The organism is Janthinobacterium kochi, from assembly GCF_051380715.1.
Lineage (GTDB): Bacteria > Pseudomonadota > Gammaproteobacteria > Burkholderiales > Burkholderiaceae_D > Janthinobacterium.
Map to the genome: position 1 here is coordinate 639,001 of NZ_JBNYXO010000002.1, position 19,804 is coordinate 658,804.

Consider the following 19,804-nt stretch of genomic DNA (forward strand, 5'->3'; position numbering starts at 1 on the left):
GACCTACTCTGCCTTGGCTTCCGCCTTGGCAGCCTTGTCAGCGGCTTTATCCGCTTTTTCCGGCTTTTCAGCAGCCAGCGGTGGCAGTTCGCGCACGCCCAGCGAAGCGCGGACCTTGTTTTCGATTTCGCGGGCCAGCGCCGGACGCTCTTGCAGGAAGGCACGGGCGTTATCCTTGCCCTGGCCGATGCGTTCGCCGTTGTAGCTGTACCACGAACCGGATTTTTCCACGATCTTGGCATCCGAGCCCAGATCCAGGATTTCGCCTTCGCGCGAGGTGCCGGCGCCGTACAGGATGTCGAAGTGCGCTTCCTTGAACGGTGGCGCGATCTTGTTCTTGACGACCTTGACTTTGGTTTCGTTGCCGATCACTTCGTCGCCGGACTTGATCGAGCCGGTGCGGCGGATATCGAGGCGCACGGAGGCGTAGAATTTCAGCGCATTGCCGCCGGTGGTGGTTTCCGGGCTGCCGAACATCACGCCGATTTTCATGCGGATCTGGTTGATGAAGATGACCAGGGTATTCGTACGGTTGATAGAACCGGTCAATTTACGCAGGGCTTGCGACATCAGGCGCGCTTGCAAGCCTGGCAGGGAATCGCCCATGTCGCCTTCGATCTCGGCGCGTGGCGTCAGTGCCGCCACGGAGTCGATGACGACCAGGTCGACGCTGCCCGAACGCACGAGGGCGTCGCAGATTTCCAGCGCCTGCTCGCCCGTATCCGGTTGCGAGATCAGCAATTCGTGCAGGTTCACGCCCAGTTTTTGCGCGTAACCGACGTCCAGCGCGTGCTCGGCATCGATAAAGGCGCAAGTGCCGCCCAATTTTTGCATTTCAGCAATGGTTTGCAGGGTCAGGGTGGTTTTACCCGACGATTCCGGACCGTAGATTTCCACCACGCGGCCGCGTGGCAAGCCGCCCACGCCCAGCGCGATATCGAGGCCGAGCGAACCGGTCGACACGACTTGCACTTCTTCGATCACCGCGCTGGCATCCATGCGCATGACCGAACCTTTGCCAAACTGCTTCTCGATCTGCGCCAGTGCAGCGGCGAGCGCCTTGGCTTTTTCCGATGCGGGTACTACAGCTTTTTTATCGTCCATATGTTCTTTCAGCCGTTCTACAGTTGCGAATCCATTTGAATCCTGCAGCCTGCGATAGCGCCAGTGGGTTAAATTCTTTACACAGACAGTACTGTATAAAAAAACAGTGATCAATGCAAGCGGAACGTGGATTTGTTTTGAAACAGATCAATACAACCCTGGTTTTTCACAAAAACTATCCACCTTGCGGAAAATGAAACACAATACAAGCTTCTACCGTCGCAAGCATAGGAAGTGCACCATGCGTATTTTACTTGCCGAAGATGACAGCGTGCTGGCCGATGGCCTGACCCGCTCGCTGCGCCAATCCGGTTATGCAATCGACTACGTCAAGACCGGCCAGGAAGCCGATACGGCCCTGTCCACCCAGGAATTCGACCTGCTGATCCTCGACCTGGGGCTGCCGAAGATGTCCGGCCTGGAGGTGCTGCGCCGCCTGCGCGCGCGCGCCTCGCTGCTGCCGGTGTTGATCCTGACGGCCGCCGATTCCATCGAACAACGCGTGAATGGCCTCGACCTGGGTGCCGATGATTATATGGCCAAGCCGTTCGCCCTGTCGGAACTGGAGGCAAGAGTGCGCGCCCTGACGCGCCGCGGCGCCGGCGGCGGCGCCACCGTCATCAAGCACGGCCCCCTCAGCTACGACCAGGTGGGGCGTAGCGCCTACATCAACGATCAGATGCTCGACCTGTCGGCGCGCGAACTGGGCTTGCTGGAAATTCTGCTGGGCCGCACCGGCCGCCTCGTTTCGAAAGAGCAGCTGGTCGACCACCTGTGCGAATGGGGCGAAGAGGTGTCGAACAACGCCATCGAAGTGTATGTGCACCGTTTGCGCAAGAAGATCGAGGTGGGCGGCGTGCGCATCGCCACCGTGCGCGGCCTTGGTTATTGCCTGGAAAAATACTCGGAAGCGGCGCGCCTGAATGCCGAAGCGGGCGAGTCGGCAGGCCCGGCCAGCGGACCCGTAACCAAGTGAAGGCGCGCGAGGCGCCAGCGGACGAGGCGGACGACGACGACTGGTTCGAGCCGCCCACCACGGAGCAGGATGACACCATCGAGCATTCGCTGTTTGGCGAAATCCTCGACTGGATGCTGGCGCCCTTGCTGCTGCTGTGGCCGATGAGCATCGCCATCACCTATCTGGTGGCCAAGGGCATCGCCAATCAGCCCTTCGACCATGCGCTGGAAGACAGCGTGACGGTGCTGACGCAACAGGTCAAACAGGCCGACGGCGCGATGCTGCGCCGCGTGCCGGACAAGAACAGCAATAACAAGGGCCGCGACTTCCTGCGCGGCGACGATGTCGATACCCTGTATTACCTGGTGGTGGGCGGGCACGGCGAATACCTCGACGGCGACCGCGACTTGCCGCCGCCGCAAGACCCCGACAAATACCGCAGCGGCATGGTGCTGTTTCGCAACGACACCATCCACGGCACGCCCGTGCGCGTGGCGTTCAGCTATCTCGACATGCCGTCCGGCAGCGGCGACGAACCGCGCCGCACGCTGGTGCAAGTGGCCGAGACGCTGGAAAAGCGCGCCCAGCTGGCCAATGAAATCATCAAGGGCGTGATCTTGCCACAGTTCATCATCCTGCCCGTGATCCTGGCCCTGGTCTGGTTTGCCCTGGCGCGCGGCCTGTCGCCGCTGGCGCAATTGCAGGAGCGCATACGCGCGCGGCCGCCCGACGACCTCTCCCCCATCGAATCGGGCCAGGTGCCCGAGGAAATCACGCCACTGGTCGGTTCGCTCAACGAGATGCTGGCGCGGCTATCGCTGTCGATCGACATGCAGAAACGCTTCATCGCCGATGCCGCGCACCAGATGAAAACACCGCTGGCCGGCATGCGCATGCAATCCGAGCTGGCCCTGCGCCAGACCGACCACGACGAGATTCACCGCTCGCTGCTGCAACTGGCGAAAAGTTCGGAAGCGGCCACGCGCCTGGTCAACCAGCTGCTGGCCCTGGCGCGTGCGGAAAACCAGCCACAGGCGGGCACGGCGTTCGAGCCGATCGAGCTGAGCGAACTGGCGCGCGGCGTGGTGCAGGACTGGGTGCAAGCCTCGTTTGCCCAGCATATCGACCTGGGCTTCGAGCAGCCCGCCTATTCGATCATGATTTCCGGCAATGCCATGATGCTGCGCGAGCTGCTGAGTAATTTGATCGACAATGCCCTGCGCTACACGCCGGCCGGCGGCAGCGTCACGATACGCGTGCGCAGCACCCTGGAACTGGCCATCCTGGAAGTGGAGGATACGGGCCCCGGCATACCGCCGGCCGAGCGGGCGCACGTGTTCGAACGCTTTTACCGTATTCTCGGCAGCAATGTCGACGGCAGCGGACTGGGCCTGGCCATCGTGCGTGAGATTGCCCAGCAGCATGGCGCCGAAGTCGACATTTTTAACAATCCGCGCGCGCAGTCGCCGAAGCTGCCGGGCACCCTGCTGCGCCTGAGCATCGCCCTGCTGTTGCCGGATGCGCCAGAAGAGGATCACATCACGTATGGATAAGCCGAGAACAACCGTTCCCCCGGCACGGCCGGCGCGCACGCCCAGCCCCGAACTGCAGGCGCGCCTCGATGTTCACTGGCACAAGACGCGGCGCCTGACGGCCATCCTGCTGCTGATCTGGCTGCTGACGGGCTTTCTGACCGTGTTTTATGCGCGCGAACTGTTGCACCTGAACTTGTTCGGCTGGCCGCTGCCCTTCTACATGGCGGCCCAGGGCGCCTCGCTGGTGTATCTGGCCATCATCGCCTTCTATGCCTGGCGCATGCGGCGCCTGGACCGGGCTTTTCATGCCGAGGAGCACGCATGAACGGCCAGCGCAGCTTCTTTGCGCGGCTGTGCCGCTACTACCTGCTGTTTACGGCCGGTTTTGCCGCCTTCCTGCTGGCCCTGGCGGTGCTGGAACAGGAGGGCATGCCGCGCGCGTGGATCGGCTACCTGTTCATGCTGGTCACCATCACCCTGTACGCCACCATCGGCGTCATCAGCCGCACCTCGAATGTCACCGAATACTATGTGGCAGGGCGCCGGGTGCCAGCCATGTTCAACGGCATGGCCACGGCCGCCGACTGGATTTCGGCCGCCAGCTTCATCAGCCTGGCCGGCGGCCTGTACCTGAATGGTTTCGACGGCCTGGCCTTCATCATGGGCTGGACGGGCGGCTATTGCCTGGTGGCGCTCTTGATCGCACCCTACCTGCGCAAGTTCAGCCAGTACACGATTCCCGACTTCCTCGCCGCCCGCTACGGCAGCGGCACCGACAAACGCGGCGCCAGCGTGCGCGTGGTGGCCGTGGCCGCCACCATCATCGTGTCGTTTACGTATGTCGTGGCGCAGATCTATGCCGTCGGCCTGATCGCCTCGCGCTTCACGGGCGTGGATTTTTCCGTCGGCATCTTCCTGGGCCTGGCCAGCATCCTCGTCTGCTCCTTTCTTGGCGGCATGCGCGCCATCACCTGGACGCAGGTGGCGCAGTACATCATCATCCTGGTCGCCTTTCTGATTCCCGCCATGTGGCTGTCGGTCAAGCATGCGGACAATCCCGTGCCGCAGATCGCCTACGGCAAGGTGTTGCCGCAACTGAGCGCGCGCGAACACGTGCTGGAAACGGACCCGAAAGAAAACGAAGTGCGCGCCATCTTCCGCCAGCGCGCGCAAAGCTACCAGGCGCGCATCGCCGGCTTGCCCGGCTCCTGGGAGCAAGGCCGCCTGGCGGCCCAGCGCCAGCTCGATAGTTTGCGCCAACGCAATACTTCGCTATTCGATATCCGCAACGCGGAGCGCTACCTGATTGCCTATCCGAAAAGCCCGGACGAGGCACGCGTGCTGTGGCAGGCGATGCAGGCGCAGAATCAGAAACGCGCCGAGCCGATCATTCCGCACGCGCAGCCGTTTCCCGCCGCGGACCGCGAGCAGTCCGACATCAAGCGCAACAATTTCCTGGCCCTCGTGTTTTGCATGATGTTGGGCACGGCCGCCCTGCCGCATATCCTGATGCGCTCCTACACCACGCCCTCCGTGCACGAAGCGCGCGTGTCCGTCTTCTGGACCCTGTTCTTCATCTTGTTGATCTACCTCACGATTCCCGCGCTGGCCGTGCTGGTCAAATACGATATTTACTCGGCACTGGTCGGCACGCAATACACGAACCTGCCCACCTGGGTATCGTACTGGGCCAATGTGGACAAGCTCAGCCCCCTGATCAGTATCATCGACGTCAACCGCGACGGCATCGTGCAACTGGCGGAAATTTCCATCGACGCCGACGTGCTGGTGCTGGCCACGCCCGAGATCGCCGGCCTGCCTTATGTGATTTCCGGACTGGTGGCGGCCGGAGGCCTGGCCGCCGCCCTGTCGACGGCGGACGGCTTGCTGCTGGCCATTTCCAACGCCCTGTCGCATGACATCTATTACAAGGTGGTCGATCCCAGCGCCTCGACGCAAAAGCGCGTGACGATTTCCAAATTGCTGCTGCTGGCCGTGGCCTTCATCGCCGCCTATGCGGCTTCGCAAAAGCCGGCCGATATCCTGTCGCTGGTGGGCGTGGCTTTTTCCCTGGCCGCCTCGACCCTGTTTCCGCCGCTGGTGCTGGGCGTCTTCTGGCAGCGCGCCAATTACCAGGGCGCGCTGGCCGGCATGCTGGCCGGCTTTGGCGTGTGCCTGTATTACATGCTGCATACGAGCACCATGCTGGGTGGCAATGCCAGCGGTCAATGGTTTCACATCGCCCCCATTTCAGCCGGCATCTTCGGCGTGCCGGCCGGCCTGACCGCCGCCATCCTGGTCAGCTGGCTGACACCGGCGCCAGGACGGCGCAGCACGGGGCTGGTGGAACATATCCGGGCGCCGGAATAAGCGCACATCCAGTCCTGGGATGACGTGGAAAAATTTCACGACTGAACTATCGGAAAAGACAGCGCCGCGGTAAAAAAGGTGTAGGCTGGAGGGCCGTTCCACTACGAGGAGATCCCATGCCGTCTGGAAAAATTCTTGTTGCCCAGGGAGGCGGCCCCACCGCCGTCATCAACCAGTCGCTGGTCGGCGTGGTGCTCGAATCGCGCCGCTTCCAGCATGTCACGCGCGTGTATGGCGCGCTGCACGGCGTGCGCGGCATCGTCAATGAGGAATTCGTTGATCTGACGCAGGAAACCAGCCACAACCTGGAACTGGTGGCCGCCACGCCGTCCTCGGCGCTTGGCTCCACGCGCGACAAGCCCGATATTGCCTACTGCCATCAAATCTTCGAAGTGCTGCGCGCGCACGAGATCGAACACTTCTTTTACATCGGCGGCAATGACTCGTCCGACACGGTGCGCATCGTCAGCGAGGAAGCGCGCAAGGCCGGCTATCGGCTGCGCTGCATCCACATCCCGAAAACCATCGACAACGACCTGGTCGGTAGCGACCACACGCCTGGCTTTCCCTCGGCCGCGCGTTTCGTCGCACAAGCGTTCGCCGGCGCCAACCTCGACAATGCAGCCTTGCCCGGCGTATACGTGGGCGTGGTGATGGGCCGCCACGCAGGCTTCCTGACGGCCGCCTCGGCGCTGGGCAAGAAGTTCCCCGACGATGGCCCGCACCTGATCTACCTGCCCGAGCGCGTCTTCGTGCTGGAGCAATTCTTGGCCGACGTGAAAGCCACGTATGAAAAATACGGCCGCTGCGTGATCGCCGTCTCGGAAGGCATCCACGATGCCTCGGGAGAGCCGATCGCCAGCCTGCTGGCCAAACAGGTGGGCAATGAGGTAGAACGCGATGCGCACGGCAATGTGCAATTGTCCGGCACGGGCGCGCTGGCCGACCTGCTGTGCGACGAAATCAAGGCAAAACTCGGCATCAAGCGCGTGCGCGGCGATACCTTCGGCTATCTGCAGCGCTCCTTCATCGGCTGCGTCTCCGACGTCGATCAACGCGAAGCCCGAGAAGTGGGTGAAAAGGCAGTGCAGTTCGCCATGTGGGGCGACCGCGATGGTTCCGTCGCCATCAAGCGCACGGGCTTTTATTCCGTCGACTACGAGTTGCTGCCATTGACGGAAGTGGCGGGCAAGACGCGCACCATGGAAGACGAATTCATCAGCGCCAGCGGCACCGACGTGACCGATGCTTTCCGGCTGTACCTGCGTCCGCTGCTCGGTTCCGGCATGCCCGATGCGTTCCGCCTGCGCGCAGCGAAAGTAGCGAAGGTCTTGAAACCTTAGCTGTTTTCCGCCAGCAATAGCGGCCGCAGCTTGACGGCCGCGTCCTTGAGCTGCGGCACGTGCTGCATCAGTTGCTCCACGGATTTTCTCGCCACAGGCGCGTGGCAGGCGACGGCCGCCACGATGCGTCCGTCGGCGGCGCAAATGGGCACGGCCACGGCCACCATGCCGTGCACGAATTCCTCGTCGTCGATGCCGATGCCCAAGCGGGCGATGCGCACGATCTCGCGCTCGAGCAACAAGGGGTCCGTGATGCTTTTCGGCGTGCGCGCCTGCAGGCTCAGCATGGCCAGCAATGCGCGCCGCTCCAGCAGCGACATGTGCGCCAAGAACAGCTTGCCGCTGGCCGTGCAATGCATGGGCGCGCGCGTGCCCAGCACCAGGTGCAGGCGCAGCGGTTCCTGCGTTTCCACGCGGTCCACATACACGATCGCATTGCCCTCGGGAATGGCCAGGTTGCACGTTTCGCCCGTGGCCGCCACCAGGCTGCCCAGGATGCTGCGGCTCACACGGATCAGGGCATTGTTGCGCAAGGTCGCCAGCGCCAGATTGGTGGACGCCGCACCGGGCACATAACCGCGTCCCACGGGCGTGCGCAGCACATAACCGTGCTGTTCCAGGGTATCGAGCAGGCGCATCATGCTGGCCTTGGGCACCTGCATGCGCGCGGCCAGCTGCGACAGGGTCAAGGGCTGGCTGGCGCTGGCCAGATGCTCGATCAGGCGCAGCACGCGCAAGCCCCGCGCCTCATCGCCATGGCTGGCCGCCACGCTGGCAGCCACCGCGCCAACCGCCGAGCTGTCTTCTTCGGCCTCGGCCTGCCGTTTTTGAAACGCATCCTGCATGTTCTGTTTCACCTCTCGCGTATGCGGCTGTTTCCGCTTGTCCCGGTGCTGCTCGTCTTTTATAAATGGAACCAGACGTTCCAAAACATCAAATAAAAGACCAGTGTATCGCAAAAATCGCCCGCAAAGGCAAGCGATACCGCAACGCAGGAGACAAGCACCATGTTGCAAACACACTACGATTACATCGTTGTCGGCGCCGGTTCCGCCGGTTGCGTGCTGGCCAACCGCCTGTCGCACGACAGCAACAAGCAGGTATTGCTGCTGGAAGCGGGCGGCAAGGACAACAATCCCTGGATCCACGTGCCGGTCGGCTATTTCAAGACCATGCACGACCCCAGGCTGGACTGGTGTTACCGCACGGAGGCCGATGCCGGCATCGCCGGGCGCCAGTTGCAATGGCCGCGCGGCAAGGTCCTGGGCGGCTCCAGCTCGCTCAACGGCTTGCTGTACGTGCGCGGCCAGAAGGAAGATTACGACCGCTGGGCCGAGCTGGGCAATGCAGGCTGGAGCTATGCCGAGGTGCTGCCCTATTTCAAGAAATCGGAAGACCAGGAACGCGGCGCCAGCGATTACCACGGCGTGGGCGGTCCCTTGAAGGTATCGGACTTGCGCCTGCGCCGTCCCATCGCCGAGCATTTTATTACTGGCGCCACGGAAAGCGGCATCCCTTTCAATGCCGATTACAACGGCGCCACGCAGGAAGGCGTCGGCTACTTCCAGCAGACGGCCAGCAAGGGCTTGCGCTGGAGTACAGCGAAAGCCTTTTTGCGCCCGGCCCGCAAGCGCGTCAACCTGCGCGTGGAAGTGCGCGCGCACATCACGCGCGTGCTGTTCGAGGGCAAGCGCGCCGTCGGCATCGAGTACCGGCAGGATGGCCAGCTGCGCCAGGCGCGCGCCAGCGGCGAAGTGATACTCTGCGCGGGCGCCATCGGCTCGCCGCACATCCTGCAGTGCTCGGGCGTGGGACCGCGTGCCCTGCTCGAGGAAGTCGGCGTGCCGCTGGTGCACGCCTTGCCCGGCGTGGGACAGAACCTGCAAGACCATTTGCAAATCCGCCTCGTCTTCAAGACGCGGCTGAAAACCCTGAACGATGAAGTCAACAGCCTGTGGGGCAAGCTGTGGGTGGGCATGCAATATGTGTTTTCCCGCTCGGGGCCGCTGACCCTGGCGGCCAGCCAGGTGACGGTGTTTACCAAGTCTTCGCCCGAAGTGGAGCGGCCCGACATCCAGTTTCACATGCAGCCGCTGAGCGCCGACAAGCCGGGCGAAGGCGCGCATCCGTTTTCCGCGTTCACGTCGTCCGTGTGCCAGCTGCGCCCGCACAGCCGCGGCCACGTGTCGATCAAGTCCGCCGATCCCCTCGCCTATCCGGGCATCTACCCGAACTACCTGTCCGACCCGCGCGACCAGCGCACGGCGATTGCCGCCCTGCGCGTGGCGCGAAAAATCGCCGCCGCCCCGTCGCTGGCGCCGCACATCATTTGCGAGTTCGTGCCCGGCCCGCAATTCGAGACGGACGAAGAACTGCTGGACGCGGCACGCCGCTTCAGCCAGTCCATCTACCACCCCAGCGGTACCTGCAAGATGGGGCATGACGTCATGGCCGTCGTCGATGACCGCCTGCGCGTGCACGGCCTGCAAAACCTGCGCGTGGTCGACGCATCGATCATGCCGGAAATCGTCTCGGGCAACACGAACGCGCCCACCATCATGATCGCCGAAAAAGCGGCCGACATGATCCTGTCGGACGCCGTGCGGCTGCCTCAGGCTGCGTAGCCAGCGCCCCGTCCACTTCCACCCGACCAAGGAGGATGCCTACGGCGGGCAGACGGCCACGCCCCTCAATGACCTGGCGACAAGCCAGGCATCAAACACATAATCGATATCGATTGGAGACTAGATATTATGGATAACAATCCGAACCATCCGAAAAAAGCCAAAGAGCTACGGAAAGTCGTGATGGCCAGCGTGATCGGCGCCACCATCGAATGGTATGACTTCTTCTTGTACGGCGTGGTCGCCGGCATCGTGTTCAGCAAGCTGTATTTTCCGGGCGGCGATCCGCTCGTCTCGACCATGCTGGCCTACGGCACCTTCGCCGTGGGCTTTTTGTCGCGCCCCATCGGCGGCGTGATCTTCGGCCATTTCGGCGACAAGATCGGCCGCAAGAGCATGCTGGTGATGACCCTGATGATCATGGGGGTCTCCACCTTCCTGATCGGCGTGCTGCCGACCTACGACCACATCGGCTACTGGGCGCCCGGCCTGCTGCTGCTCCTGCGCGTGCTGCAGGGTATCGGCCTCGGTGGCGAATGGGGCGGCGCCGTGCTGATGGCGTATGAATATGCGCCGCCGAAGGAGCGCGGCTTCTATGCCAGCCTGCCGCAAATCGGCCTGGCCATCGGCCTGTGCCTCGCTTCCGGCGTGGTGGCGATCCTGTCGTACACCCTGACGGATGCGCAGTTCCTGTCCTGGGGCTGGCGCGTCGCCTTCATTTTATCTGCGGCCCTGGTCTTCATCGGCATGTGGATACGCCTGAACGTGATGGAAACGCCGGAATTCCAGGCCGTCAAGGAGAAGAACGCGGAGACGCAAATCCCCTTCTTCGACCTGCTGAAACGCTATCCCGGCAATGTATTGAAGGGCATGGGCGCGCGCTATATCGACGGCGTCTTCTTCAATATCTTTGGCGTGTTTTCCATCACCTATCTGACCAACACCATCAAGATAGAGCGCACGGAAGCGCTGATGGGCGTGATGGCGTCGGCCGTCGTGATGTGCTTTTGCATCCCCTTCTTTGGCCGCCTGTCGGACCGCATCGGCCGCAGCAAGGTGTTCTTCTGGGGCGCATTGATCACGGGCGTGTCGTCCATCCCCGCCTTCTGGATCATGCTGCACCACGCCGACAATCCGCTGTTGCTGTGGTGTTCCGTGATCATCCCGCTGGGCGTGCTGTATTCGGCCGTGTACGGCCCGGAAGCGGCCCTGTTCTGCGACCTGTTCGACGCCAAGGTGCGCTACACGGGCATCTCCTTCGTGTACCAGTTCTCCGGCATCTTCGCCAGCGGCCTGACGCCCATCATCGCCACCTACCTGCTCAAAACGGGCAATGGCGAGCCATGGCACATCGTCGGCTACATCCTGTTCGCCTCCCTCGTCTCGGCCGTCAGCGTGGCCATGATCGGCAGAGGCGGCTCGCAGCCGGATGGCCGCATGAAGACGGCGCACGCGCGATAGATCGATTTGCGACGTAAAAAAAGGCAGGCCTCTCGCGAGTGCCTGCCTTTTCTATGCGTGCTAAAACTTAGATCACGATGGTCTGGTGCTCGTCGCCGTTACGCGCGCGGATGGTGCCGATGCGCGAGACAGTTTCGCCGGCCGCTTGCAACTGCGCGATGGCGGCGTCCGCGTTTTCCTGCGAGACGATGACGGTCATGCCAATGCCGCAGTTGAAGACGCGGTGCATTTCGGCGTCAGCCACGCCGCCATGCTGTTGCAGCCACGTGAACAGCGGCGGCATGGTCCATGCCTTCGAATCGAGCTCGGCCACCAGGCCAGGCTGCAGCACGCGTGGAATGTTTTCCACCAGGCCGCCACCGGTGATGTGCACCATGCCTTTGACTTCCATGGCATCCATCAGCGCCAGCAATGGCTTGACGTAGATGCGCGTCGGTTGCATCAGCACGTCGGCCAGCTTGCGGCCGTGGAAGTCGCCTTCCAGGTCAGGTTTCGCCACTTCGATGATCTTGCGCACCAGCGAGTAACCGTTCGAGTGCACGCCCGACGAGGCCAGGCCCAGCACCACGTCGCCCGGGGCGATCTTGGTGCCGTCGATGATTTTCGATTTTTCCACGGCGCCGACGGCAAAACCTGCCAGGTCGTATTCGCCGGCCGGGTACATGCTCGGCATTTCCGCCGTTTCGCCGCCAATCAGCGCGCAGCCCGCTTGTTCGCAACCCTGGGCAATGCCCTTGATGACGTCGGTGGCAATGGCCACGTCCAGCTTGCCGCAAGCGAAGTAATCGAGGAAGAACAGCGGTTCGGCACCTTGCACCAGGATGTCGTTGACGCTCATGGCAACCAGGTCGATGCCGACCGTGTCATGGCGGTTCAGTTCGAACGCCAGGCGCAATTTGGTGCCCACGCCGTCGGTACCCGAGACCAGCACCGGTTCCTTGTACTTCTTGCTGATTTCAAACATGGCGCCAAAACCGCCCAGGCCGCCCATCACGCCTTCGCGCAGGGTGCGCTTGGCAAACGGCTTGATTGCTTCGACTAAAGCGTCGCCTGCGTCGATATCGACGCCAGCGTCACGGTAGGAAAGGGAAACATTAGAAGTCTGGTTCATGGTGTGGTGGCAGCGGAGGCGGTAAAATAGAAGGCGGATACCCGCCGGCACACGCGCGCAAGCATGTTTTTCAACATCGTGCGGCAGGGCGCCAGCGGGTGAATTCGGTCGATCAAGACGCTATTTTATCAAACTGCCCCGCCATTTCGTAATTAACTGCCTTTTTTTAACGCAACAGCACAAACTACATGCCATTCGCCATCACCGCAGAACAGAAGCAAACAGCATTTTGGATCGCGGTCTGGCTGGCATTCTTGCTGCTGCTCGTCAGCCTGGGCCCCATCCTGACGCCCTTCCTGGCCGCCGCCATCCTCGCCTATGTGCTCAATCCCGGCGTGGACCGATTGCAGCGCCTGCATTACAAGCGCTTTTACGTGCCCCGTCCGCTGGCCGTGCTGGTCGTCGTAGTGTTGTTTTTCCTCGCCATTACGGCGCTGGTGCTGATCGTCGTGCCTGTGTTGCAAAAGGAAATCCCCCTGCTGCAGGCGCAAATCCCGCAATTTCTCAGCAAGGCGAACGAGTTCCTGGCACCGAAACTGCGCGACCTGGGCATCCGCGTGCGTCTGGACGGCACGGGCATCAAACGCATGCTGAGCCAGCAGATGGCCACCAGCGGCGATGAAATCTGGAGCACCGTGCTGGCCTCGGCTCGCATCGGCGGCACGGCCGTGCTTGGCTGGCTGGCCACCGTCGTACTGATTCCCGTGGTGCTGTTCTACCTGTTGCTGGACTGGCATCCGATGCTGGCGCGCATCGCCGGTACCGTGCCACGCCGCTGGGTGGGCCGCACGGTGGGCATGGCGCAGGAAGTCGATACCCTGCTGGCGCAATACCTGCGTGGCCAGTTGCTCGTCATGCTGGTGCTGGCCACGTATTACTCGGTGGCGCTGGCCATCGCCGGTTTTGAAGTGGCATTGCCTGTGGGCATCATCACGGGCTTGCTGGTGTTCATCCCCTACCTGGGCTTCGGCCTCGGGCTGATGCTGGCGCTGATCGCCGCCCTGCTGCAGTTTGCCGACTGGAGCGGCGTGATCGCCGTGGCCGTCATCTATGGCTGCGGCCAGGTCATTGAAGGCTTTTTCCTCACGCCGCGCCTGGTGGGCGAGCGCATCGGCTTGAATCCACTGGCCGTGATCTTCGCCCTATTGGCATTCGGACAATTGTTTGGTTTCGTCGGCGTTTTGCTCGCTTTACCTGCTTCTGCCGTCCTGATGGTCGCTTTTAAGCATCTAAGACGCCACTACCTCTCCAGCAGCTTCTATAATACCTAGTAAAAGCGGATATCATATCAACCTAGCAATACCACGATGCACATGCAGTAATGAAAAACAGGACAAGGCGTACGCCATGAAACAACTGGTGCTCGATTTAGGCACAGACCAGGCGCACAGCCTCGATACCTTCGAGGTGGGACAGAATGCCGAAGTGGCGCAGCTGATGCGCCAGTTCGCCGCGCGCACCTCGCGCGAACATTTTGCCTACCTGTGGGGCGAACTGGCCGCCGGCAAGAGCCATCTGCTCAAGGCCCTGGCCAGCACCGAGCGCGCGCGCTACATTTCGCCATTCTCGATCGAGTCCGAATTCGTGTATTCGCCTGACGTGGATTTGTACCTGCTCGACGACTGCGAAAAGCTCTCGCCGCTGGCGCAGATCGATGCCTTTGCCCTGTTCAATGAAATCCGCGCCAACAAAGCTTACATGGTGTGCAGCGGCGCCGTGCCGCCCGCCGTGCTGCCCGTGCGCGAAGACTTGCGCACGCGCATGGGCTGGGGCCTGATCTATCAAATCCACGGCTTGACCGACGATGAAAAAATCGCCGCCCTGACCCAGGCGGCCACCACCCGCGGCTTGACCTTATCGCCGGGCGTGTTACCCTATCTGCTGTCCCATTTCCGGCGCGACATGCGTTCGCTGTCGACGATGCTGGACTCTCTCGACCTCTACTCCCTTGAAACCCAACGCCCGATCACCTTGCCATTGTTGCGCGAGTTGCTGCAGGCGGAAGCGAAAGAATGATGAATCTGGCCCTGTTTGACCTCGACCACACCCTGCTGCCCATCGACTCGGATCACGAGTGGGGCGAATTCCTGGTACGCATCGGTGCCGTGGACGCCGCCGAATTCACCCGCCGCAACGACGAATTCTTCGCGCAATACCAGGCCGGCACGCTCGACCCGGTGGAATACCTGGAGTTTTCCCTCGGCACCCTGGCGCAATTTCCGCGCGAACGCCTGGAAGCGCTGCACCAGCAATTCATGGCCGAAGTGGTCTTGCCGGCGATCCGCCCGGAAGTCGTGGCCCTGCTCAAGCAGCACCAGGACGCGGGCGACCTGCTGGCCATCGTCACGGCCACCAACCATTTCATCACCAAGCCCATCGCCGATGCGCTGGGCGTCGAGCACCTGCTGGCCGCCATGCCCGAATACGACGCCGTAGGCAATGTCACGGGCAAGCTGCTGGGTACGCCGACCCTGGGCGCGGGCAAGCTGACCCACACCCACGCCTGGCTGCAAAAAATGGGCAAGGAACTGGGGCAGTTCGAGCGCAGCTACTTTTACAGCGATTCACACAACGACATTCCCTTGCTGTCGGTCGTGACCCATCCTGTCGCGACCAATCCCAATACCGCTTTGAGCGCACACGCATCCCTCCACGGCTGGCCATCACTCCACTTATTCAATGATTAAAAAATTCATCCGCAAGATCCTCGGCGTTAAAAAAGAGGCAGCGCGCGACACCACGACAGCCATCGTGCTCGGACCTGCGCAACACGGAATCGACCCGAAACTGGTGTCGTCGAATGCCATCCGCGTCACCAGCAGCCTGCAGGAAGCGGGTTTTGAGGCCTTTGTCGTCGGCGGCGCCGTGCGCGACCTGCTGCTGGGTGTGAAGCCGAAAGACTTCGACATCGCCACCAACGCCACGCCGGAACAGGTCAAACGATTGTTCCGCCGCGCCTTCATCATCGGCAAGCGCTTCCAGATCGTGCACGTGATGTTCGGCCAGGACTTGCTGGAAGTGACGACCTTCCGCGGCGCCGGCGCCGACTCCGCGCCCAAGGATGAACACGGCCGCGTCCTGCGCGACAATACCTTCGGCTTGCAGCACGAAGATGCGCTGCGCCGCGACTTCACCATCAACGCCATGTACTACAACCCGGCCACGCAGGAAGTACTCGATTACCACGGCGGCGTGGAAGATATCCGCGCCAAGACCTTGCGCATGATCGGCAAGCCCGAAGAGCGCTACCGCGAAGATCCCGTGCGCATGCTGCGCGTGGTGCGCTTTGCCGCCAAGCTGAAATTCACCATCGAGCCGCACACGGCCGCGCCGATTCCCATCATGGCGCCGCTGATCAACAATGTGCCCGCGCCGCGCGTATTCGACGAAATGCTGAAACTGCTGATGAGCGGTCACGCGCTGGCCTGCCTGCAGCAGCTGCGCAAGGAAGGCTTGCATCACGGTTTGCTGCCGCTGCTCGACGTGGTGCTGGAGCAGCCGCTGGGCGCGAAATTCGTCACCCTGGCGCTGGACGCCACGGACCAGCGCATCGCCGCCGGCAAGACCGTCTCGCCAGGTTTCCTGTTTGCCTCGCTGCTGTGGCACCAGGTACTGGAAAAATGGACGGCCTACCGCGCCGCCGGCGAGTCGACCATTCCCGCGCTGCACCTGGCGGCCGACGACGTGCTCGATTCGCAAACGGAAAAATTGGCCCTGCAGCGCAAGATCGGTTCGGACATGCGCGATATCTGGTCGATGCAGCCGCGCTTCGAGCGCCGCGTCGGCAAGGCGCCGCATAAACTGCTGGAACACCTGCGCTTCCGCGCCGGCTACGACTTCCTGCTGCTGCGCTGCGCCTCGGGAGAGATCGATACCGAGATCGGCGAGTGGTGGACAGCCTTCTACGAGGGCGACGAGGAAACGCGCGAAGCGCTGCTGGTCAGCGCGAATGCCGCGCCGGGCGCCGTCAAGAAGAAGCGTCCGCCACGCCGCAGCACGCGCAGCAAGACGGGCAGCGGCACGGGCAGCACCAGCGGTAGCACCGGCGAGGATTGAACGCAGCCATGCAGCAAGTGATCGCTTACATCGGCATCGGCGCCAACCTGGGCGACGCGCGCGCGAATGTGCAGGATGCGCTTGCCCGCCTGGCGCGCCTGCCTGGCGCCAGCTTGCTGGACGCCTCGGCCAGCTACCGCACGGCGCCCATAGCTTCGAGCGGTGACGACTACATCAACGCCGTGGCGCGCATCACGACCACCCTGCCGGCCGAAGAACTGCTGCAGGCCCTGCACGCCATCGAAGCGGCGCATGGGCGCGAACGCCCCTACCGCAACGCCCCGCGCACCCTGGACCTGGACTTGCTGCTGTACGGCGACGCGCAGATCGCCAGCGCCAGCCTGACGGTACCCCATCCGCGCCTGACCGAACGCGCCTTCGTGCTGGTGCCACTGCTGGCCCTGGCGCCCGCCATCGTCGTGCCTGGACTCGGGCCGGCGCAGGACTACCTGGCAAGCGTCGCTGAGCAGGCCATCAGCCGGCTCTGAGCGCCACGCGGCATTGCTCTACAATGCCGCTCCTGCAGCACGCCGCATAAAGTACTACACTAGCGGCGTCGCAATCGCATCCCCCCCTTTCACTCTAGAGAATACCTATGTCCGCTTATTTGCAAGGAACAGATCTGGCCGCAAAAGACAAGGCTGCCACGCCAGCGCCGGCGCCATCCAAGCCTGTCGCCAACAAGGCCGTGACCATCCACACCCTGGCCACGCTGCGCGCCGCCCGCGAAAAGATCACCATGCTGACCTGCTATGACGCCAGCTTCGCGTCCCTGATGGACCGCTGCGGCGTGGAGATCCTGCTGATCGGCGATTCGCTCGGCATGGTCTGCAATGGCCACAACTCCACCCTGCCCGTCACTGTGGCCGAACTGGCCTATCACACGGCGTCCGTCGCGCGCGGCAGCAAGTCAGCCATGATCATGTCCGACCTGCCGTTCGGCGCCTATGGCACGCCCGAGACGGCGTACGCGAATGCCGTCATCCTGATGCAGGCGGGCGCGCACATGATCAAGATCGAAGGCGGCGCCTGGCTGGCCGAGACCGTCCGTTTCCTCACGCAGCGCGGCATCCCCATCTGCGCCCACATCGGCCTCACGCCGCAATCGGTGCACCAGCTGGGCGGCTACAAGGTGCAGGGCAAGAGCACGGAAAGCGCCACAGAGCTGAAGAACGACGCGCTGGCGCTGCAAAACGCGGGCGCCGCCATCGTGCTGATGGAAGCCATGCCGTCGCAGCTGGGCAAGGAAGTAACCGACATGCTGACCATCCCCACCATCGGCATCGGCGCCGGTCCCGACTGCTCGGGCCAGGTCCTCGTCATGCACGACATGCTGGGCGTCTTCCCAGGCCGCAAGGCGCGCTTCGTGCGCAACTTCATGGAAGGCGCGGCCAGCATCGACGACGCCGTCACCGGCTATGTCAAAGCCGTCAAGGATGGCAGCTTCCCGGCGCTGGAACACTGCTTCTGATCTTCTGATCTAGCCTATTGAGGCGATATCGCCCTGGCACTCGCCGGGGCGATTTTTTTTTCGCGCAGCGTTTCTGTGCGTACAAACGCCACCTCCAGTCCAAAGAACTGCCCGATACGGTTCAGCGTCTGGATGGTCGGATTGCCTTTGCCGCTCTCGATCTCCTTGATGGTTTTCAGGCTGACCCCTCGGTGTTCCGCAAATTGGGCCTGCGTCAGGCGCGAGATGGCGCGCATTTCCTTGACGGCGTGCTGTAGCGTGACGGCGCCTGCTTCAATGGCTGCGTAAAGCACTACCCTGCGCTGCCGCAACTCTTCCTTGTCAACGCTCTTTTTCGTACGCGCCATGTCAGTGCTCTCCCAATGCCTTGAGCTGTTCGATCTGCCCGGCGATATGTGGCCGGAGGAAAGCAATGATGTCATCATCCACGCCTGCCTCCTGCATATGCTGTTCCAGCGCAACCAGGTGCCGGGAAAATCCGTACAGCGCGAGGCGGATCTGCTGGCGCTCCACGTCCGGCATGCCGATCGTAGCCAGTATCGTCGTCCAGTCATGCAGCTCGTTTTTGGTCTCCGGGTGATACCAGCGCGCCGCGCGTGGTATGCCATCCGGGTCCAGGTACATCGGCGCAAAATCGAACAGCGGCGTGAGGCGCACCTCGGCACCAATTTGCTGCACCGCCGTATTGCGTGCGTGATTGTCGGTATTGCGCATGGCCAGGTTCAAGATATCGCGTTTGAGAAATTCGATGGTTTCCGCAGTCTTGTCGCTGACGACGGCGCGCAGCGCCTGCAATAGGTCGAACTGGCTGGGCGTGGCTTCAAAGCCAACGATACCTGCCAGCGAAGCGGCGCTTTCCTGATGCAGCCGCAGCACTTTTCCATCCCGGATGCGGCGGTCAAAACGGGGAATGAACAAGGTATCGTCCTGGTAGCGCAGCTGGCCTTCGGTGCGCAAGCCCACCGCGCGTGCCACAGTCATGTATGCGGCTTCATTCCTCAATACCTTGGCGTCGCTGGCGGTCTTTCCGCGCGGACGCTTGACGATGAAATGGGCAGCCGCGTCCTGGTCCGCCAGGGCGCCATCGGCATGCCAGAGACCGGCATGGTCAGTGGTCAGCAGATATTTCGGTGCCGCTCCTTGCACCCCCAGACTGCCGGCGGCCAGCATGCCATGCATCAGCATTCGCTCATTGAAGGCATCGCCGCGACCGATGATCTCGTCCAGTGAAAAGCCGCTCAACGGCTTGCCCTTGTCATGGCGATTCATATGTTGTGCGTAGTACTGCACGGCCTCGGCGATGCGCACGCGCCCGACGGGATTGAATGCGCCGGCACACGCCAGCGGAAAATCGGCAGCCGGACCATCGGCCAGTTGCAGCTGCCCAAGCAGATATGTCCGTCCGCTTCCCTGGGGAATCAGGTCAAAGAGAAAGGCTGGCCATTGCGCCAGCTTCTGCATCTCTGCCGTGACGGGAAAACGCAGCGAGACAGGTCCACTCTCCAGCTTGAAGAAGGCATAATCGAGGTCATACTCGAACAGGGCAGCGGTGCGTGGATTGCCGCCTGCAGGCTCAAGCAAAGTCAGCGATGCGCAATCGTGCCACGCATCATCATGAAAAATTTGAAAATGGCATTGCATGGCGGCTCCACTGGATCTTATAGTAGCTAATTGTGTTCAGTTTATCCCTAAATTAGCACTTATACGATCCAAATTTTAACAACTGTAGCGCCATGGAAAATTTAATAGCACTTAAAAGAACTATTTTAAT

The 19,804-nt window shown here is 62.2% G+C and carries 18 protein-coding genes; 13 read left to right on the forward strand and 5 right to left on the reverse strand.

What is annotated here, in order from left to right; genetic code table 11:
- Nucleotides 1-3: 3 nt before the first annotated feature.
- A complete protein-coding gene (recA, locus tag ACQ4WL_RS07240) occupies nucleotides 4-1,104 on the reverse strand; it encodes a recombinase RecA (protein WP_096238005.1) in 1,101 nt (366 codons plus the stop codon).
- Nucleotides 1,105-1,345: 241 nt separating this feature from the next.
- Between recA and ACQ4WL_RS07245 the strand changes: the two genes are divergently transcribed.
- From ACQ4WL_RS07245 to ACQ4WL_RS07265, 5 genes are all read left to right on the forward strand, one after another.
- The gene (locus tag ACQ4WL_RS07245; protein ID WP_436508999.1) at nucleotides 1,346-2,080 is read left to right on the forward strand and encodes a response regulator; all 735 of its coding nucleotides are present in this window, start codon (nucleotides 1,346-1,348) and stop codon (nucleotides 2,078-2,080) included.
- Complete coding sequence (locus ACQ4WL_RS07250) at nucleotides 2,077-3,615, forward strand: sensor histidine kinase (protein ID WP_436509000.1); 1,539 nt, start codon at nucleotides 2,077-2,079, stop codon at nucleotides 3,613-3,615. Before ACQ4WL_RS07245 ends, ACQ4WL_RS07250 begins: the two co-directional genes overlap by 4 nt.
- Nucleotides 3,608-3,922 (forward strand): DUF4212 domain-containing protein, encoded by a 315-nt coding sequence (locus ACQ4WL_RS07255; RefSeq protein ID WP_436509001.1) that lies wholly within the window; start codon nucleotides 3,608-3,610, stop codon nucleotides 3,920-3,922. Before ACQ4WL_RS07250 ends, ACQ4WL_RS07255 begins: the two co-directional genes overlap by 8 nt.
- Nucleotides 3,919-5,967: a sodium:solute symporter family protein gene (locus ACQ4WL_RS07260; protein ID WP_436509002.1), complete on the forward strand. Its 2,049-nt coding sequence runs from the start codon at nucleotides 3,919-3,921 to the stop codon at nucleotides 5,965-5,967. The genes ACQ4WL_RS07255 and ACQ4WL_RS07260 overlap by 4 nt, the downstream gene beginning before the upstream one ends.
- Nucleotides 5,968-6,083: 116 nt before the next feature.
- Nucleotides 6,084-7,310, forward strand: a complete 1,227-nt coding sequence (locus tag ACQ4WL_RS07265) for a 6-phosphofructokinase (RefSeq protein ID WP_436509004.1) — start codon at nucleotides 6,084-6,086, stop codon at nucleotides 7,308-7,310.
- On the opposite strand, the gene ACQ4WL_RS07270 is transcribed toward ACQ4WL_RS07265, so the two are convergent.
- Complete coding sequence (locus ACQ4WL_RS07270; protein ID WP_436509005.1) at nucleotides 7,307-8,167, reverse strand: IclR family transcriptional regulator; 861 nt, start codon at nucleotides 8,165-8,167, stop codon at nucleotides 7,307-7,309. The genes ACQ4WL_RS07265 and ACQ4WL_RS07270 overlap by 4 nt on opposite strands.
- A gap of 150 nt (nucleotides 8,168-8,317) precedes the next feature.
- Between ACQ4WL_RS07270 and ACQ4WL_RS07275 the strand changes: the two genes are divergently transcribed.
- Both ACQ4WL_RS07275 and ACQ4WL_RS07280 read left to right on the forward strand, forming a co-directional pair.
- Nucleotides 8,318-9,934: a GMC family oxidoreductase gene (locus tag ACQ4WL_RS07275; protein WP_436509007.1), complete on the forward strand. Its 1,617-nt coding sequence runs from the start codon at nucleotides 8,318-8,320 to the stop codon at nucleotides 9,932-9,934.
- 129 nt (nucleotides 9,935-10,063) lie between these two features.
- Nucleotides 10,064-11,395: an MFS transporter gene (locus ACQ4WL_RS07280; protein WP_436509009.1), complete on the forward strand. Its 1,332-nt coding sequence runs from the start codon at nucleotides 10,064-10,066 to the stop codon at nucleotides 11,393-11,395.
- Nucleotides 11,396-11,462: 67 nt separating this feature from the next.
- Here ACQ4WL_RS07280 and purM read toward each other — a convergent pair whose 3' ends face one another.
- Complete coding sequence (gene purM / locus ACQ4WL_RS07285) at nucleotides 11,463-12,506, reverse strand: phosphoribosylformylglycinamidine cyclo-ligase (protein WP_034746051.1); 1,044 nt, start codon at nucleotides 12,504-12,506, stop codon at nucleotides 11,463-11,465.
- A gap of 188 nt (nucleotides 12,507-12,694) precedes the next feature.
- Here purM and ACQ4WL_RS07290 point away from each other — a divergent pair, with 188 nt between their 5' ends.
- The 6 genes from ACQ4WL_RS07290 (at nucleotide 12,695) to panB (ending at nucleotide 18,033) form a co-directional block, all read left to right on the forward strand.
- Nucleotides 12,695-13,777, forward strand: coding sequence for an AI-2E family transporter (locus tag ACQ4WL_RS07290; RefSeq protein ID WP_436509011.1), 1,083 nt, complete (start codon nucleotides 12,695-12,697; stop codon nucleotides 13,775-13,777).
- 76 nt (nucleotides 13,778-13,853) lie between these two features.
- Nucleotides 13,854-14,522, forward strand: coding sequence for a DnaA regulatory inactivator Hda (gene hda, locus ACQ4WL_RS07295; RefSeq protein WP_034788687.1), 669 nt, complete (start codon nucleotides 13,854-13,856; stop codon nucleotides 14,520-14,522).
- The gene (locus tag ACQ4WL_RS07300) at nucleotides 14,522-15,193 is read left to right on the forward strand and encodes a histidinol-phosphatase (protein WP_436509110.1); all 672 of its coding nucleotides are present in this window, start codon (nucleotides 14,522-14,524) and stop codon (nucleotides 15,191-15,193) included. The genes hda and ACQ4WL_RS07300 overlap by 1 nt, the downstream gene beginning before the upstream one ends.
- Entirely contained in the window at nucleotides 15,186-16,562 is a 1,377-nt protein-coding gene (pcnB, locus tag ACQ4WL_RS07305; RefSeq protein WP_436509012.1) for a polynucleotide adenylyltransferase PcnB, read from the forward strand. The genes ACQ4WL_RS07300 and pcnB overlap by 8 nt, the downstream gene beginning before the upstream one ends.
- Before the next feature lie 8 nt (nucleotides 16,563-16,570).
- Nucleotides 16,571-17,050 carry a 2-amino-4-hydroxy-6-hydroxymethyldihydropteridine diphosphokinase gene (gene folK, locus ACQ4WL_RS07310; RefSeq protein WP_436509013.1) on the forward strand — a complete coding sequence of 160 codons (480 nt, stop codon included), beginning with the start codon at nucleotides 16,571-16,573 and terminating at the stop codon, nucleotides 17,048-17,050.
- A gap of 107 nt (nucleotides 17,051-17,157) precedes the next feature.
- The gene (panB, locus tag ACQ4WL_RS07315) at nucleotides 17,158-18,033 is read left to right on the forward strand and encodes a 3-methyl-2-oxobutanoate hydroxymethyltransferase (protein ID WP_436509015.1); all 876 of its coding nucleotides are present in this window, start codon (nucleotides 17,158-17,160) and stop codon (nucleotides 18,031-18,033) included.
- A gap of 14 nt (nucleotides 18,034-18,047) precedes the next feature.
- On the opposite strand, the gene ACQ4WL_RS07320 is transcribed toward panB, so the two are convergent.
- The gene (locus tag ACQ4WL_RS07320) at nucleotides 18,048-18,380 is read right to left on the reverse strand and encodes a helix-turn-helix transcriptional regulator (protein WP_436509016.1); all 333 of its coding nucleotides are present in this window, start codon (nucleotides 18,378-18,380) and stop codon (nucleotides 18,048-18,050) included.
- Nucleotide 18,381: 1 nt separating this feature from the next.
- Complete coding sequence (locus tag ACQ4WL_RS07325; protein ID WP_436509017.1) at nucleotides 18,382-19,614, reverse strand: type II toxin-antitoxin system HipA family toxin; 1,233 nt, start codon at nucleotides 19,612-19,614, stop codon at nucleotides 18,382-18,384.
- Nucleotides 19,615-19,804: the final 190 nt, after the last annotated feature.

Coding starts and splice junctions, on each gene's coding strand:
- recA (WP_096238005.1), bottom strand. CDS start 1,104: ATGGACGATAAAAAAGCTGTAGTACCCGCATCGGAAAAAGCCAAGGCG.
- ACQ4WL_RS07245 (WP_436508999.1), top strand. CDS start 1,346: ATGCGTATTTTACTTGCCGAAGATGACAGCGTGCTGGCCGATGGCCTG.
- ACQ4WL_RS07255 (WP_436509001.1), top strand. CDS start 3,608: ATGGATAAGCCGAGAACAACCGTTCCCCCGGCACGGCCGGCGCGCACG.
- ACQ4WL_RS07260 (WP_436509002.1), top strand. CDS start 3,919: ATGAACGGCCAGCGCAGCTTCTTTGCGCGGCTGTGCCGCTACTACCTG.
- ACQ4WL_RS07265 (WP_436509004.1), top strand. CDS start 6,084: ATGCCGTCTGGAAAAATTCTTGTTGCCCAGGGAGGCGGCCCCACCGCC.
- ACQ4WL_RS07275 (WP_436509007.1), top strand. CDS start 8,318: ATGTTGCAAACACACTACGATTACATCGTTGTCGGCGCCGGTTCCGCC.
- ACQ4WL_RS07280 (WP_436509009.1), top strand. CDS start 10,064: ATGGATAACAATCCGAACCATCCGAAAAAAGCCAAAGAGCTACGGAAA.
- purM (WP_034746051.1), bottom strand. CDS start 12,506: ATGAACCAGACTTCTAATGTTTCCCTTTCCTACCGTGACGCTGGCGTC.
- ACQ4WL_RS07290 (WP_436509011.1), top strand. CDS start 12,695: ATGCCATTCGCCATCACCGCAGAACAGAAGCAAACAGCATTTTGGATC.
- hda (WP_034788687.1), top strand. CDS start 13,854: ATGAAACAACTGGTGCTCGATTTAGGCACAGACCAGGCGCACAGCCTC.
- ACQ4WL_RS07300 (WP_436509110.1), top strand. CDS start 14,522: ATGAATCTGGCCCTGTTTGACCTCGACCACACCCTGCTGCCCATCGAC.
- pcnB (WP_436509012.1), top strand. CDS start 15,186: ATGATTAAAAAATTCATCCGCAAGATCCTCGGCGTTAAAAAAGAGGCA.
- folK (WP_436509013.1), top strand. CDS start 16,571: ATGCAGCAAGTGATCGCTTACATCGGCATCGGCGCCAACCTGGGCGAC.
- panB (WP_436509015.1), top strand. CDS start 17,158: ATGTCCGCTTATTTGCAAGGAACAGATCTGGCCGCAAAAGACAAGGCT.
- ACQ4WL_RS07320 (WP_436509016.1), bottom strand. CDS start 18,380: ATGGCGCGTACGAAAAAGAGCGTTGACAAGGAAGAGTTGCGGCAGCGC.